Source organism: Rhizobium sp. K102 (assembly GCF_022385315.1).
Classification (GTDB): domain Bacteria; phylum Pseudomonadota; class Alphaproteobacteria; order Rhizobiales; family Rhizobiaceae; genus Rhizobium; species Rhizobium croatiense.
In genome coordinates, this window is sequence record NZ_CP092436.1 from 3644804 (window position 1) to 3659303 (window position 14500).

A 14500-nucleotide genomic window follows, 5' to 3' on the forward strand; every position below is an offset into this window, starting at 1 on the left:
AGAGACGTCAGACGGTTTTCGTCGTCGTTTTGGCCTTGGTTTTGGCAGAAACCGGAACGGCAATATCCACCCCGGCAACCCGTGCCCGGTCATTGCATGCGGCAATGGCGTGTTCGTCGCGAACCATGGAGATTCCTTTTCCGCTGTTGCTCTTAGAAGGTTTTCCACAGGAGTCAAGGTTTTTGCGCCGACAGCTGCCAGGCGGAAGGAACGGTGCCGTCCTGCGGCGCCTTGTCATGCCGCTGTCATCACCCAGGGGTATCCCGACCCGGTTGTTAATATCTGCAACGAAAACGGGGGTTTTCCATGCGCACGCTTCTCGCCGCCTTTGCGGCCACCACCATTCTCGCTGGCGCCGCTCAGGCGACGACGGTCTACCCGCTTGATCGCGCGACGATCCTTGTCGGTTCGCCGTTCGACTTCAAGGTCGAGCTCAACAAGCAGGTCAAGGCCGAAGACGTGAAGATCACGGTCAACGGTCAGGATTACAAGACCGTTCTCGGAGGCGAGGCTCAGTTCGTCGAATTGGAAAAGGGCAAGGAAGACAAGGCCCTCGGCTCCGCCCTGCTGCTGCGCGGCCTGAAGATTTCCGCTCCGGGCGACTACAAGGTCGAGGTCTCTGCCGGCGACGAAACGAAGTCGGTCACCTGGAACGTTTACGAAACCACCGGTCAACCGAAGGCCAAGAACATCATCTTCCTGCTCGGCGACGGCCTTTCCGTCGCCCATCGCACTGCCGCCCGCATCATGTCCAAGGGCATGACCGAAGGCAAAGCGAATGGCCGCCTGAACATGGACGATCTCGATCATATGGCGTTCATCGGCACGTCGTCGACGAATGCCGTCGCCACGGACTCGGCCAACACCATGTCGGCTTTCATGACCGGCCACAAGACGGCCGTCAACGCGCTCGGCGTTTATGCGGATCGTACGCCCGCTCCGCTTGACGACCCGCGTGTCGAAACCATTGGGGAAGCCGTTCGCCGCACGACCAAGAAGTCGATCGGTATCGTCGCGACGTCCGAAATCGAGGACGCAACGCCGGCTGCGGTCGTTTCCCACACCCGCAGCCGCAACGACAAGGCCGACATCGTCGGCATGCTCCTCGAGGTCAAGCCGGAAGTCATCCTCGGCGGCGGCTCGGCCTATTTCCTCGGCAAGGAAGTCGCCGGTTCCAAGCGCAAGGACAATCAGGACTACATCAAGCTGTTCCAGGATGCCGGCTACAAGCTTGCGACCGATAAGAACGAGCTTGCAGCCAATGCGTCGGCTGACGGCAATCTGCTCGGTCTCTTCCACACCGGCAACATGGACGTCACGCTCGATCGCGAATTCCTGAAGAAGGGCACCGTCGAGAAGTTTCCGAACCAGCCGGGTCTCGTCGACATGACCAAGGTTGCGCTCGATCGCCTCTCCAAGAATCCTGACGGTTTCTTCCTGATGGTCGAAGGCTCCTCGATCGACAAGATGTCGCATCCGCTCGATTGGGATCGCGCCGTCATCGACACCATCGAATTCGACAAGGCGATCGGCGTTGCCCGCGAATTCCAGAAGGCGCATCCGGATACGCTGATCGTCGTCGCCGGCGACCACACGCATGGCGTTTCGATCATCGGCACCGTCGATGACGAGAAGCCGGGCACGGAAATGCGCGAAAAGGTCGGCACCTATGCCGAAGCCGGCTTCCCGAACTACAAGGACGAAAACGGCGACGGTTACCCCGACAAGGTCGACGTCAGCCGCCGCCTGTTCCTCAGCGCCAATAACGGCCCTGACCATTACGAAACTTTCCGTCCGAAGCTCGACGGTCCGTTCGTTCCGGCTGTCCAGAACGAAAAGAAGGAATATGTCGCCAACGAACAGTACAAGGACGTTCCGGGCGCGGTCCTCGTTCAGGGCAATCTGCCGAAGAGCAGCGAGAGCGGCGTCCATGCCGTCGACGACGTCGTTCTGCAGTCGGCCGGTCCGGGCGCCGAAGGCTTCCATGGTTACATGGAACAGAGCGACGTCTATCGCGTGCTCGCCGATACCTTCGCCCTCGGCGCCAAGCAAACGAACTGATCTCTGGATGCAAGGCCGCTTGCCGGCCTTGCGTCTTTCGTCGATCATGGTCCCGGCCGTTCAGCGGCCGGGATTTGTTTCCTGGAGGTCGCCATGGACATATTCTCTTCGCTGCATCTCAGCCGCCGCCGGCTGATCGGCTCTGCCGTTGCGCTCCCCTTCACCGCCAATGCCGTTCGTGCCGCCGGCGCTTTGCTCTCCTTCGACGAGCTCTATGGCAAGTTCGGCGTGCTCGGCCTTGAGTTCTCCGATAAGGTCAAGCGTCTCGCCGGCCAGGAGATCAGCATGAAGGGCTTCATGGCGCCGCCGCTCAAGGCCGAGGCGCAGTTCTTCGTGCTCACCGAAGTGCCGATGTCGCTCTGCCCCTTCTGCTCTTCCGATGCGGACTGGCCTGATAATATCGTCGTCGTCTATCTCGGGGAGAAGCAGACCTTCGTGCAGCCGCGCCAGACGATCGAAGTGCGCGGCACGCTGGAATATGGTTCCTGGACGGATCCGGAAACCGGCTTCGTCAGCCTGCTGCGCATCCGCCAGGCCGAATATTTCGCCGTGTGAACCCGACATGCTCGCGCTCGATATCGAAAACCTTGATGTCACCTTCCCGGGGCTCGCCTCGCCGGCGCTGGCGATCGGCCGCCTGTCGATCGATGCCGGCAGCAGGGTTGTCATCACCGGGGCGTCCGGCTCCGGAAAGAGCACCTTCGTCAATATCGTTGCCGGGCTGGAGCGGACGCGGCAGGGCCGCATCCGCTGGAACGGTGAGGATATCGCCGGCTTTTCAGAAAGCCGGCGCGACCGGTTCCGCGCCGCCAATATCGGCCTGGTCATGCAGGAATTCCATCTTTTCCCCGGCCTGTCGGCACTTGAAAACGTGCTCCTGCCCGCCCGGCTTGCCGGCGCCGCCACGGCTGCCGTCATCGAGCGGGCGCATGCGCTTTTGAACACGGTCGGTCTTGCCCGCCCCGGCCAGAAGATCGAGACCATGTCGCGCGGCGAAATGCAGCGCGTGGCGATCGCCCGCGCGCTGCTGCGCAAACCCGGCGTCATCATCGCCGACGAGCCGACTGCAAGCCTCGACGCCGAAAGCGGCGAGGCCGTCGGCGATCTCATCCTCGATCTTGCCGTTGCCGAAGGCAGCACGCTGATCATCGTTTCGCACGACCAGCGCCTCGCGGGCCGCCTCGACCGACGCATCACCTTCGGCTCCGGCCGGATCAGAGAGGATTCCGCTGCGGCGGCGGGGGAAGCTGCATGATCCGTTTCATCCTTGTCGATCTTCGCCGACTCTGGGCCGGGTCGCTGGTCGTCGTGCTGTTGGTGGCGCTGGCGACCGCGCTCGGCGTTTGCGTCGTCCTGCAGGAGCGCGCGCTTCGGCTCGGCAGCGCGCGCGCCGCCGACAAGTTCGATCTCGTCATCGGCGCCGGCGGCAGCGAGACGCAGCTCGTCCTCTCTTCCGTTTTTCTGCAGCCCTCGCCCCTGCCGCTGATGCCGGGCGAGGTGCTGGCAAAGCTTGCAGCCGATCCCCGTGTCGATTGGGCCGCGCCGATCGGCTTCGGGGATTCCTTCTCCGGCTATCCGATCGTCGGGACGACGGTAACGCTGGCGGAGAAGCTGTCCGGCGGCTTTGCCGAGGGCAAGGTTTTCGCACATGAGGGAGAGGCGGTGATCGGCTCCGCGGTCAAGCTGCCGCTCGGCGGTGAAATCAAGCCGATGCATGGCTCGGCCGAAGAAGGCGGCGAGACCCATACCGAACTCATCTATCATGTTGCCGGCCGCCTGCGGCCGACGGGGACCGCCTGGGACCGGGCCATTCTCGTTTCGATCCAGGCCGTCTGGCATATCCATGGCATGGAGGCGCATGAGCATGCGGAGGAGGGCGCCGGGCACGATCATGAGGCGGCGTCCGCCACGGCTGCCGCTGAACCCGGCCACGAGCATGAAGAAGCCGGCGATCATCACGCTGGGCATGAGCATCACGGCGAGGCCGATCCGGATGCTGCGCTCAACGAGAACTGGACTGCGGACACTCCCGGCGTTCCCGCCATTCTCGTCAAGCCGAAGACGATCGCCGATGCCTACAAGCTGCGGCAGGACTATCGCAGCGGAAATACGGTCGCCGTCTTTCCCGGCGAGGTGCTGACCAATCTCTACGCCACGCTCGGTAACGCCAAGCAGATCCTCGTCGCGGTCGCCGCCGGGGCGCAAACTCTCGTCGCCGCCTCGCTGGTGCTGGTCACGGTCATCCATATCGGCCAGCGCCGCCGCCAGATCGGCGCGCTGAGGGCCTTCGGCGCCCCGCGCGGCGCGATCTTCGGCATCGTCTGGCTGGAATTCTTCTTCCTGGTGGCGGTCGGCATCGGGCTCGGATTCGCCTTCGGTTATGCTGCGGCGCTGACTTTGTCCGGCCTATTCTCCGAGACGAGCGGTATCGCCATGCCGGTCGGCTTCGCCCGTGAGGACGCCGGGCTTGCGGCGGCACTGCTCGCCTTTGCCGCAATTCTTGCCGCTCTGCCGGCGGTGCTTGCCTATCGGCAATCGCCGGCGCAGGCGCTGAGAGCGTAACGGTCCAGATCGCAAACCGCAGTCAAACTTCCTTCCAACGGAGCGCGATGCGCGCGACAAAGCGCCCTGCTGTTAGACTAAAGTCATAATCCCAAAGCATCCCTCTTTTTGATCTGCCGTTTCTGGCACACTCCCGTCAGGCGTGTCGCGGCCAGGGGTATGCTCGAGGAGAGTAGGCCGCGCGCGTTGCTCACACTCTGTGGAGGACAGACAATGGCAAATGTCGCAAGCATCGACGGCGCGAAGGCCGGTCCGATGACCGGCGAGGAGAAGAAGGTCATCTTCGCCTCTTCGCTCGGCACCGTTTTCGAATGGTATGATTTCTATCTTTATGGTTCGCTCGCCACCTATATCGGCGCAACCTACTTCACCCAATATCCCGAGGCGACGCGTAACATCTTTACGCTGCTCGCCTTTGCCGCCGGCTTTCTGGTGCGTCCCTTCGGCGCGCTGGTATTCGGCCGTCTCGGCGATCTTGTCGGCCGCAAATACACCTTCCTGGTGACGATCCTGATCATGGGCATGTCGACCTTCCTCGTCGGCATTCTGCCGGGTGCCGCTAGCATCGGCATTGCAGCCCCGATCATCCTGATCGGCTTACGCCTGCTGCAGGGCCTGGCACTCGGCGGTGAATATGGCGGTGCGGCAACCTATGTCGCCGAACATGCGCCGAACGGGCGCCGCGGCTATTTCACTTCCTGGATCCAGACGACGGCAACGCTCGGGCTGTTCCTGTCGCTGATCGTTATCATCCTGGTTCAGTCGCTGATGGGTCCGGTTCAATTCGCCGCCTGGGGCTGGCGTATTCCGTTCCTGGTCTCGGTCGTCCTGCTCGGTATTTCCGTCTGGATTCGGCTGAAGATGAACGAGTCGCCCGCATTCCAGCGCATGAAGGCGGAGGGCAAAGGCTCCAAGGCGCCGCTGACCGAAGCTTTCGGCCAATGGCGTAACGCCAAGATCGCGATCATCGCGCTTCTCGGCGCGACGATGGGCCAGGCGGTCGTCTGGTACGGCGGCCAGTTCTATGCACTGTTCTTCCTGCAGAACGTGCTGAAAGTGGATCTGCAATCGGCCAACATCATGGTCGCCATCTCACTTCTGCTTGGAACGCCCTTCTTCGTCATCTTCGGCGGCCTGTCCGACAAGATCGGCCGCAAGCCGATCATCATGGCTGGTCTTCTCATCGCCGCGGTGACCTATAATCCGCTGTTCAAGGCGATGACCTGGACGGCAAACCCGGGGCTTGCCGAAGCGCAGGCTTCGATCCGCGCGACGGTCACGGCCGATCCCGCGGACTGCAAGTTCCAGTTCAACCCGACGGGCACGGCGAAATTCACCAGCTCCTGCGACGTGGCGACGGCGTTCCTGACGAAGAACTCGGTGCCTTATGACGTCGTGGCCGGCCCTGCCGGACAACCGGCGACGGTGAAGGTGGGTAACGCGACGGTGCCGAGCTTCGATGCCGCTGCTGCCGGCGACAAGGCGAAGGGCATGACCGCCGCCTTCGAAAAGAGCATCAACATAGCGCTTCACGATGCCGGCTATCCGCTGAAACGCGGCGTCGCTAAGGTGCCGGATGCCAAGCTCGATGCCTTCATCGCCGCCAATGCGGAACTGGCGCTCAATGCCGAAGCTGTCCGCGCCGGCGAGAAGGAAACCATGCCGGCGGCCAAGCTGGTCGAAGGCAAGCTGCTGACGGCGGAAGAGGCCAATGGCGTCACCGATATGGCGGTCTACAACATCGCCAATGGCGGCACCTTCGCCATGACCGCCGATCCTGCTCGCGTCAACTGGATCGGCACGGTCGCCATCCTGTTCGTCCTCGTCCTCTATGTGACGATGGTCTACGGCCCGATTGCGGCACTTCTGGTCGAGCTCTTCCCGACCCGCATCCGCTATACCGGCATGTCGCTGCCCTATCACATCGGCAATGGCTGGTTCGGCGGCTTGCTGCCGGCGACGGCCTTCGCGATGAGCGCTGCGGCGGGCGATATCTATTACGGTCTCTGGTATCCGATCGTCTTTGCGGCGATCACCCTGGTGATCGGCCTGATCTTCCTGCCGGAAACGAAAAACCGGGATATCCACGCAATGGATTGATGGCGCGCGCGCGTCTGAGAAGCTCGAGAAACGGCCCGGCGCTCACAAGGCGCCGGGCTTTTCCATGTCAGGGAAAAGGCGCTTGGCGAGCGGCCAGCCATCCGGCGCCAGTTTGAAGAGCAACCCGCAGCGGGCAAAGACGATCGCCATCAACAGCGAGAACCAGGCGCCGAAGGCAAGGCCGGCGATGACATCGCTCGGATAATGGGCGCCGACCATGACACGCGTCATGCCGAGCCAGATGGCGCAGGCGATGAAGGCAACGCGGTAGCGCGGAAACAGCAGCGCGAAGGCCGCGAAGAAAGCGCCGACCGTGGTGGAATGGCCTGAGGGAAAGCTTTCGAAAGCGGAATGGCCCGAAAAGGGCGTGAAAGAAAACATGCCGTAATCGTGGAAGTGATCGGGACGAGCCCTTCCGATCGCCCGCTTCAGGAGATTGGCGAGAAGCCCAGAGAAAACGACCGTGGTGAAGAGATAGGCGCCGATCCAGCTGACGTAGAGTGCCTGCGCCCTCGAGCGCGCCGTCGTCAGAAGCTTGTAGCCCGCCCTGCCCTGGAAGAAGAGCAGGATACTGGTAAGGATCAGCCAGGCGGAATCGCCGAAACCGGTCAGGAGCTCGCCAAGCTGCTTCACCGGAGCGGGAGGTTCGCTGGCGCCTATCGGCGCATCGAAGAGCAGCATGGAAAGGATCACGGCATTGATCGTGATGAAGAGGCAGACCTGCCAGCGCAAAGGCGGCATGGCAGCGTCGCTTCGGCGCCAACGCCTGTCCAGGGAAGTCCAAAATGCCCGCATGCCGTCGTCCGTTCGAATTGGCATGGCCGAAAATCGATTTCAGTTCTCGGTCATGCGCTCGTGAAATCCCGCGCAAAAATACACGAGATTGTGGCCGAGGATAGTCCGGCTCGGAGAATTCGACCAAGCGTTGCGGCCGCCGACTCCAGAAAAAGCAGCCCTCCGCGTGGATGCGAAGGGCTGATACTGTTTCACGTGAAATATATCAGGCCGAAAGCGCCTTGAACTCGGCAAGGATCGCATCGCCCATCTCGACGGTGCCGACCTGCCTTGCGCCATCGGCCATGATGTCGCCGGTGCGGATGCCCTTGTCGAGCACGTTGGCAATCGCTTTTTCCAGGTCGTCGGCTTCCTTCACCATATTGAAGGAGTAACGCAGGCACATGGCGAAGGATGCGATCATGGCGATCGGATTGGCGATGCCCCTGCCGGCAATATCGGGGGCCGAGCCGTGCACCGGCTCGTAGAGCGCCTTGCGCTTGCCGGTCTTGCCGTCCGGCGCGCCGAGCGAGGCCGAGGGCAGCATGCCGAGCGAGCCGGTCAGCATGGCGGCGACGTCGGAGAGCATATCGCCGAAGAGATTGTCGGTGACGATGACATCGAACTGCTTGGGCTGGCGCACCAGCTGCATGCCGCCGGCATCGGCCAGCATATGTTCGAGCTGGACGTCGGAATATTTCGCCTTGTGCGTCTCGGTCACCACTTGGTTCCAGAGCACGCCCGACTTCATGACGTTGCGCTTCTCCATGGAGCAGACGCGGTTCTGGCGCGTGCGGGCCATTTCGAAGGCGACGCCGGCGATGCGTTCGATCTCGTAGGTATCATAGACCTGCGTGTCGATGCCGCGCTTCTGGCCGTTGCCGAGATCGATGATCTCCTTCGGCTCGCCGAAATAGACGCCGCCGGTCAGCTCGCGGATGATCAGGATATCGAGGCCTTCGACGAGCTCCGGCTTCAGCGAGGAGGCCGAGGCGAGGGCCGGATAGCAAATGGCGGGACGCAGGTTCGCGAAGAGCTGCAGATCCTTGCGCAGGCGAAGCAGGCCGGCTTCCGGACGCACTTCGTACGGCACGCTATCCCATTTCGGGCCGCCGACGGCGCCGAACAGAACGGCATCGGCGGCCAGCGCCTTCTGCATGTCGGCTTCCGAGATCGCCGCGCCATGGGCATCATAGGCAGAGCCGCCGACAAGGCCTTCGTCGGTGACAAAACCGGCGTTCATCGCCTCGTTCATATAGGCGATGATCTTGCGGACCTCGCCCATGGCCTCGGGACCGATGCCGTCACCCGGCAGCAGGAAAAGATTGCGCGCTGTCATGAAGCCCTCCTGGAAAAACAAGCTGCGGCTTCTTAGACCCCGGAAATGGGCATTTCAAGCGAGAGAAGGCCTGAATCGGTACGCTTCGCCGCCGGCCGCAATAGTTGCTCCTGGACCGGCAAACGCATTAGAACGGTCGCCACCTTTTTATTTGCAGGATATTCTCCCATGGCTTTCGCACCTCTCCATCTCGACACGCCGCTGGTTCGGACCGCCCCCGACTACAGCGCCAGTGGCAAGCCGCTCTGGCTGAAGCTCGATGCGCTGCAGCCCTCCGGCAGCTTCAAGCTGCGCGGCGTCGGCCGGCTTTGCCAGCACGAGGTGGAAAATGGCGCGCGCGAGATCTTCTGCGCTTCCGGCGGCAATGCCGGCATTGCCGCGGCCTATGCCGGCCGGGCGCTCGGTGTGCCGGTGACGATCGTCGTGCCGGAGACGACGGCGGCCGATGTGCGGCAGACGATTGCCGCTACCGGCGCCAATGTCCTCGTGCACGGCGCCGTTTTCGACGAAGCCAATGCCCACGCGGTCGAACTCGCCCGAAGCCGCAAGGCAAGCTATGTGCATCCTTTCGATCATCCACTTCTGTGGGATGGTCATGCGACGCTGATCGACGAGGTGGTGATGAAGGGTGCGGAATTTGACTGCGTCGTCACCAGCGTCGGCGGCGGCGGGCTGCTTGCCGGCATTGTCGCGGGGCTGAAGCGAAACGGGCTGCCCGACGTGCCTGTGATTGCCGTCGAGACGGAAGGGGCGGCTTCGCTGCATGAGAGCCTCAAGGCAAATGAGCGCATAACCCTGCCCGCCATCACCTCGATCGCCACATCGCTCGGCGCGCGGCAGGTGGCCCAGCATGTCTTCGACCTGCCGAAACGGCATCCGATCGAAAGTGTTCTCGTCAGCGACGCCGATGCCGTTGCCGCCTGCCTGAAGTTTGCCGATGCGCAGCGCATTCTGGTCGAGCCGGCCTGCGGTGCCGCCCTTGCTGTTGCCGACGTGCATGCCGGGCTGCTTGCGCGCTTCGACAATCCGCTGATCGAAGTCTGCGGCGGCATCGGTGTGTCGCTGAAAAAGCTGCGGCTCTGGAAAGAGAAATTTCTCTGATCTCTAAACCGCGTTCTTTCGGATTCGCCTTGCGCTTTAGGTTTTTTGTTGAAGCATGTCGTTGCCGCAAAACCGCTGCACACTTTTGCGCGACATGCTTGGACCAAAGAAAAAGCCGAGCGAAAGCCCGGCTTGTTCGTCATCATTGAATGGGGAGCTTAAGCGGCCCAGGGATGCGAGGCGGTGTTCTTCTTTTCGAACTCGTCGATCGCTTTGCCCTTTTCCAGCGTCAAGCCGATATCGTCGAGGCCGTTCAGCAGGCAGTGGCGCTTGAACTCGTCGAGATCGAATTTGATCGAGCCGCCGTCGGGACCGGTGATTTCCAGGTTTTCCAGGTCGATGGTCAGGATGGCGTTGGAGCCGCGCGAGGCGTCGTCCATCAGCTTATCGAGATTTTCCTGGCTGACCTTGATCGGCAGGATGCCGTTCTTGAAGCAGTTATTGTAGAAAATGTCGGCGAAGCTGGTGGAGATCACGCAGCGGATGCCAAAATCGAGCAGCGCCCAGGGAGCGTGTTCGCGCGAGGAACCGCAGCCGAAATTGTCGCCGGCGACGAGGATCTTGGCATCACGATAGGCCGGCTTGTTCAGCACGAAATCGGGATTTTCCGAGCCGTCTTCGTTATAACGGGCTTCGGCGAAAAGGCCGGTGCCGAGGCCGGTGCGCTTGATGGTCTTCAGATAATCCTTCGGAATGATCATGTCGGTGTCGATGTTGACGACCGGCAGGGGCGCCGCAACGCCCGTGAGCTTCACGAATTTATCCATGACCCATGCTCCATTTCAGCAAATGTACTTTCCTGAATGTGCATCTAGTCCAGTTTTCTGCCGAAATGAAGGAGAATCTTTCTAAAGCGCGTCGCGATCTTTCAGATTCGCTCCTTGCGCTTTGGGTCTTTGTTTTGACGCATGTCGTTATCGCAAAACCGCCGCACACTTTTGCGCGACATGCTCTAAATCGCGGCCGCGCGACGTTTCGCGCGGCCCGAAGAGTGCGTGCGTTCTTACTTGGTTGGGGCGTTCAGGCCCCAAAGCACGCCGAAAGGATCGCGAAGCTGGCCGTAGCGGTCGCCCCAGAACATCAGTTCGATCGGCATGACGACTTCGGCGCCGGCGGCCACCGCGCGCTTCCACCAGAAATCGATATCGTCGATGATCAGCTGGATGGCGAAGCCTTCATGGCCTTTGAAGGGATGGCCGTATTCGGGATAGGCATCCGCCAGCATGAGCGAGCTGCCATTGATATAGAGATGAATGTGCATGGTGCGGCCGCTCTCATCGACCGGCACCCGATGCGCCTCTTCGGCGCCGAAGGCCTTCTTGTAGAATTCCGCGGCTTTCACCGCGCCGTCGACCGTCAGATAGGGCAGCAGGCCATTCTTGACCGGCGGCATTTTAACGGGATTGCTTTCCGTCGTCGTATCCATGCTCGTCCTCCATCGTGTTCAAGCGCCGGCTGAATGCCTGGCTGCTTCAATGACGTATCATGGACGCATGATCCGACAATGTCGGTCATTTTTTTGAGCGAAGCGGCTTAGAGATCGATGATCGTGCCGCGACCGTCGTTCCAGATGCGCATCTCGCGTTGGCCGTTGTTTGCCTTGGCGCGGACCGGAGCGGGCTTCATCTTCATCGAAAGGGCGCGGCCGACCATGAGCACGGTCAGGATGCCGCCGACGGCAAGCGTCACCGAAAAGGTGAGAAGCAGCATGGCGACAAAAACGGTGGCGCCGGCAAGCATGAAGAAGATGGAGCGAATGTTCTGCATGGGTTTGATACCTTTCTACAGAAAGGAATGTGGTCCTTCTTTTTCTCTCTGCAAGGCAAGCATGGCTTTTTGTTGTCTTGCCGGGCTTTGTGAAGCTTGGCACTAATGAGTGATGAGCCGAACCATACCTCTCCATTCCCTGCATCTGCGCCGCTCGGTGCTGAGCGTGCCCGCCATCAATCTCCGGGCGCTTGAAAAGAGCCATTCTCTTGATTGCGATGCGGTTATTTTCGACCTGGAGGATTCCGTCGCGCCCGAGAAGAAGGAGCAGGCGCGGGAAAATCTGCGCGCCTTTTTTGCCGGCCCGCCGCTTGCGGGCAAGGAAAGGATCATCCGCATCAATTCTTTGTCATCCGAATTCGGAGCAGCGGACTTCGATCTGGTCAAGGCACTTTTGCCCGACGCCGTTCTCCTGCCGAAGGTGGACGAGCCTGGCGATGTCACTGATATCAGCGATCTGCTTGCCGATCCGGATGCGCCGGAGGCGCTGCGCATCTGGGCGATGATCGAGACGCCGCGCGGCGTGCTGAATGTCGGAGCGATCGCCGAAGCCGGCCGCACGCCGGGCTCACGGCTCGATTGCCTCGTTGTCGGCCTCAACGATCTGCGCAAGGAGACGGGCGTCTTGCCGCAGCCGGGACGGAGCTATCTCGTGCCGTGGCTGATGCAGATCGTCCTTGCGGTCAGGGCCTATGGGCTCGATGCGATCGACAGCGTCTTCAACGATTTCAAGGATGCCGAAGGCTTCGACGCCGAATGCGGCCAGGGTCGCGCCATGGGTTTTGCCGGCAAGATGCTGATCCATCCCTCGCAGATCGAGCCCGCCAACCGGCATTTCGGGCCGAGTGCGGAGGAGATTGCGGAAGCCGAGGCAATCATATCGGCCTTTGCCAATCCTGACGCCAGGGGCCTCAATGTCATCAATGCGAACGGGCGAATGATCGAACGGCTGCATCTTGTCCAGGCCGAGGCTCTGGTTCATAAAGCTCGCCTGATATCTGCAAGAAAGCTCGCCTGATGAAACTCTACCGCTTCCTGACCGGTCCCGACGACGCCTCGTTCTGCCACAAGGTCACCGCCGCCCTGAACAAGGGCTGGTCGCTGGAGGGTTCGCCGACCTATGCCTTCAATGCCGCAACCGGCGCGATGCAGTGCGGCCAAGCCGTCGTCAAGACCGTCGAAGGCAAGGATTACGATCCGGAGATGAAACTCTCCGAGCAATAAGACTTAATTCCAGGATAGAGCGCCTAACGCTCCGCGGCTTCCTCGGCGCTGGCCTCGATCCGCTCCATATCATCGTCGCTCAGCCCGAAATGGTGGCCGATCTCGTGGATCAGGACGTGGGTGATGATATCGCCGAGCGTCTCGTCATTCTCCGCCCAGTAATCGAGAATGGGGCGCCGGTAGAGGCGGATGCGGTTGGGCATTTCGCCGGTTTCCACCGTGAAACGTTCGGAAATGCCCCTGCCCTCGAAAAGGCCGAGCAGATCGAAAGGGGTTTCCAGCGCCATGTCCTCGAAAACGTCGTCATCGGGGAAATCCTCGATCTCGATCGTGAGGTTGGTCGTCAGCTGGCGGAATTCATCCGGAAGATGGCTGTAGGCCTCCATGGCCAGCGACTCGAAGGTGCTGATCGTCGGCGCATGGCGGTCCCGCCAATCATCGCTCTGGTCTATGCGGGCCATGAATATTCCTTCCTTTGCGGGCCCATATAGAACCTTTATTGCCGATTTTCGAGTGCGGAATCAAAGGCAGGAATAAATTCATAGAAAATGATTGTTGACTCTTCATTAGCTCTCTGGAATCTATAAGAACATAACAGGAACAAGACGGATCGGAGTGAACGCCATGGCGCAGAACGCCCTGGCGCGCGAGCGGCTTTTTGCGCTCCGCGAAACCATTGCCAGATTGGAAGGAAAGCCTGCGCCGGCATTTGCGGCCGCGGAGCGGGAAGCCTTGGCCGAAGGACGCAAGACGCGCCAGGAGCGCATTCTGCCATCCCTGCCGTTCGGGGTGGAGCTTCTCGATCGGGCGCTGGAGGGCGGCCTATCCCTCGATGCGATTACCGAATTCCGTTCCGCGCTGTCTCGAGATGCCGGCGCGGCAAGCGGACTGGCGATGGCTGTTGCCGCGCGGCTGCAGAAACAGGAATCAGATGGCGGCAGGCTTATGCCGTTGCTCTGGATCGGCGATGCAGTCGGTACGCTGGAGGCCGGCCGTCCCTATGCTCCCGGGCTTCGGGATTTCGGGTTGAGCCCTGAGCGATTTCTCCATGCCGCGCCGCGCAAGCTGGACGAAGCGCTCTGGCTGGCGGAGGCGGCGGTGGAAAGCGCTGCTTTCTCGGCCGTCATCCTCGAAGTGCGGGGCAATCCTGTGCATTTCGGCCTGACCGAAAGCCGCAGGCTCAGTCTCAGGGCGCATGCTGCCCGCCGTCCGCTCTTTGTCGTGCGGCAGGCAGGGGCGGAGGAGGCCAGCAGTGCGGCCTTGCGCCTGCATGTCGAACCGGGACCGTCTGCTCTGCGGCCATTACCCGACGGATCGAAGCTTGCCGGCAGCATCGGCAATCCGATTTTCCGTCTCACGCTGGAGAAGAGCCGCAATCCGGCCCCGCTCTCCTTTCTCCTGGAGTGGAGCCCCCATGAACGCGAATTTTTCCCTGTCACCGAACCAAACCTCATTCGTCCTCCAGGCGAACAGTCAGCGCATTCTGGCGCTCAGCTTCCCGCATCTACCAACCGACCGTATCGCCCGCAGGCGATGGGGGCCCTCCTGGCGTTCGAAAGAGCGTCCTGAGGC

16 protein-coding genes are annotated in these 14500 nt (G+C 61.5%); 9 read left to right on the forward strand and 7 right to left on the reverse strand.

Annotated elements, in window-relative coordinates; genetic code table 11:
* Window positions 1-7: 7 nt before the first annotated feature.
* A complete protein-coding gene (locus MHI61_RS23955; RefSeq protein ID WP_239790845.1) occupies window positions 8-238 on the reverse strand; it encodes a hypothetical protein in 231 nt (76 codons plus the stop codon).
* Between the two features lie 68 nt (window positions 239-306).
* Between MHI61_RS23955 and MHI61_RS23960 the strand changes: the two genes are divergently transcribed.
* From MHI61_RS23960 to MHI61_RS23980, 5 genes are all read left to right on the forward strand, one after another.
* The gene (locus tag MHI61_RS23960; RefSeq protein WP_239790846.1) at window positions 307-2061 is read left to right on the forward strand and encodes an alkaline phosphatase; all 1755 of its coding nucleotides are present in this window, start codon (window positions 307-309) and stop codon (window positions 2059-2061) included.
* Between the two features lie 93 nt (window positions 2062-2154).
* A complete protein-coding gene (locus MHI61_RS23965) occupies window positions 2155-2616 on the forward strand; it encodes a hypothetical protein (protein ID WP_239790847.1) in 462 nt (153 codons plus the stop codon).
* A gap of 7 nt (window positions 2617-2623) precedes the next feature.
* Window positions 2624-3316, forward strand: coding sequence for an ATP-binding cassette domain-containing protein (locus tag MHI61_RS23970; RefSeq protein WP_239790848.1), 693 nt, complete (start codon window positions 2624-2626; stop codon window positions 3314-3316).
* Window positions 3313-4623 carry an ABC transporter permease gene (locus MHI61_RS23975; protein WP_239790849.1) on the forward strand — a complete coding sequence of 437 codons (1311 nt, stop codon included), beginning with the start codon at window positions 3313-3315 and terminating at the stop codon, window positions 4621-4623. Before MHI61_RS23970 ends, MHI61_RS23975 begins: the two co-directional genes overlap by 4 nt.
* Window positions 4624-4836: 213 nt before the next feature.
* A complete protein-coding gene (locus MHI61_RS23980) occupies window positions 4837-6723 on the forward strand; it encodes an MFS transporter (RefSeq protein ID WP_239790850.1) in 1887 nt (628 codons plus the stop codon).
* A 42-nt stretch (window positions 6724-6765) separates the two neighbouring features.
* On the opposite strand, the gene lpxE is transcribed toward MHI61_RS23980, so the two are convergent.
* Together lpxE and leuB are read right to left on the reverse strand one after the other, a co-directional pair.
* On the reverse strand, window positions 6766-7518 hold the full coding sequence (gene lpxE, locus MHI61_RS23985) for a lipid A 1-phosphatase LpxE (RefSeq protein ID WP_239790851.1): 753 nt from the start codon (window positions 7516-7518) through the stop codon (window positions 6766-6768).
* Between the two features lie 205 nt (window positions 7519-7723).
* Window positions 7724-8836, reverse strand: a complete 1113-nt coding sequence (leuB, locus tag MHI61_RS23990; protein ID WP_239790852.1) for a 3-isopropylmalate dehydrogenase — start codon at window positions 8834-8836, stop codon at window positions 7724-7726.
* 168 nt (window positions 8837-9004) lie between these two features.
* On the opposite strand from leuB, the gene MHI61_RS23995 reads away from it, so the two are divergent.
* The gene (locus tag MHI61_RS23995) at window positions 9005-9937 is read left to right on the forward strand and encodes a pyridoxal-phosphate dependent enzyme (protein WP_239790853.1); all 933 of its coding nucleotides are present in this window, start codon (window positions 9005-9007) and stop codon (window positions 9935-9937) included.
* 158 nt (window positions 9938-10095) lie between these two features.
* On the opposite strand, the gene leuD is transcribed toward MHI61_RS23995, so the two are convergent.
* The 3 genes from leuD to MHI61_RS24010 all read right to left on the reverse strand — a co-directional run bounded on the left by leuD (window position 10096) and on the right by MHI61_RS24010 (window position 11704).
* Complete coding sequence (gene leuD, locus MHI61_RS24000; RefSeq protein ID WP_239790854.1) at window positions 10096-10704, reverse strand: 3-isopropylmalate dehydratase small subunit; 609 nt, start codon at window positions 10702-10704, stop codon at window positions 10096-10098.
* 236 nt (window positions 10705-10940) lie between these two features.
* Window positions 10941-11363 carry a VOC family protein gene (locus MHI61_RS24005; protein ID WP_239790855.1) on the reverse strand — a complete coding sequence of 141 codons (423 nt, stop codon included), beginning with the start codon at window positions 11361-11363 and terminating at the stop codon, window positions 10941-10943.
* Window positions 11364-11470: 107 nt separating this feature from the next.
* Complete coding sequence (locus MHI61_RS24010; protein WP_010028885.1) at window positions 11471-11704, reverse strand: hypothetical protein; 234 nt, start codon at window positions 11702-11704, stop codon at window positions 11471-11473.
* A gap of 112 nt (window positions 11705-11816) precedes the next feature.
* Between MHI61_RS24010 and MHI61_RS24015 the strand changes: the two genes are divergently transcribed.
* Both MHI61_RS24015 and MHI61_RS24020 read left to right on the forward strand, forming a co-directional pair.
* Window positions 11817-12722: a CoA ester lyase gene (locus tag MHI61_RS24015; protein WP_239790856.1), complete on the forward strand. Its 906-nt coding sequence runs from the start codon at window positions 11817-11819 to the stop codon at window positions 12720-12722.
* Window positions 12722-12928 (forward strand): DUF1737 domain-containing protein, encoded by a 207-nt coding sequence (locus MHI61_RS24020; RefSeq protein ID WP_009996762.1) that lies wholly within the window; start codon window positions 12722-12724, stop codon window positions 12926-12928. Before MHI61_RS24015 ends, MHI61_RS24020 begins: the two co-directional genes overlap by 1 nt.
* Before the next feature lie 23 nt (window positions 12929-12951).
* Here the strand turns inward: MHI61_RS24020 and MHI61_RS24025 are convergent, their stop codons facing one another.
* On the reverse strand, window positions 12952-13389 hold the full coding sequence (locus MHI61_RS24025) for a metallopeptidase family protein (protein WP_008528622.1): 438 nt from the start codon (window positions 13387-13389) through the stop codon (window positions 12952-12954).
* Window positions 13390-13552: 163 nt separating this feature from the next.
* On the opposite strand from MHI61_RS24025, the gene MHI61_RS24030 reads away from it, so the two are divergent.
* The gene (locus tag MHI61_RS24030) at window positions 13553-14497 is read left to right on the forward strand and encodes a hypothetical protein (RefSeq protein ID WP_239790857.1); all 945 of its coding nucleotides are present in this window, start codon (window positions 13553-13555) and stop codon (window positions 14495-14497) included.
* The last annotated feature ends 3 nt before the right edge of the window (window positions 14498-14500 follow it).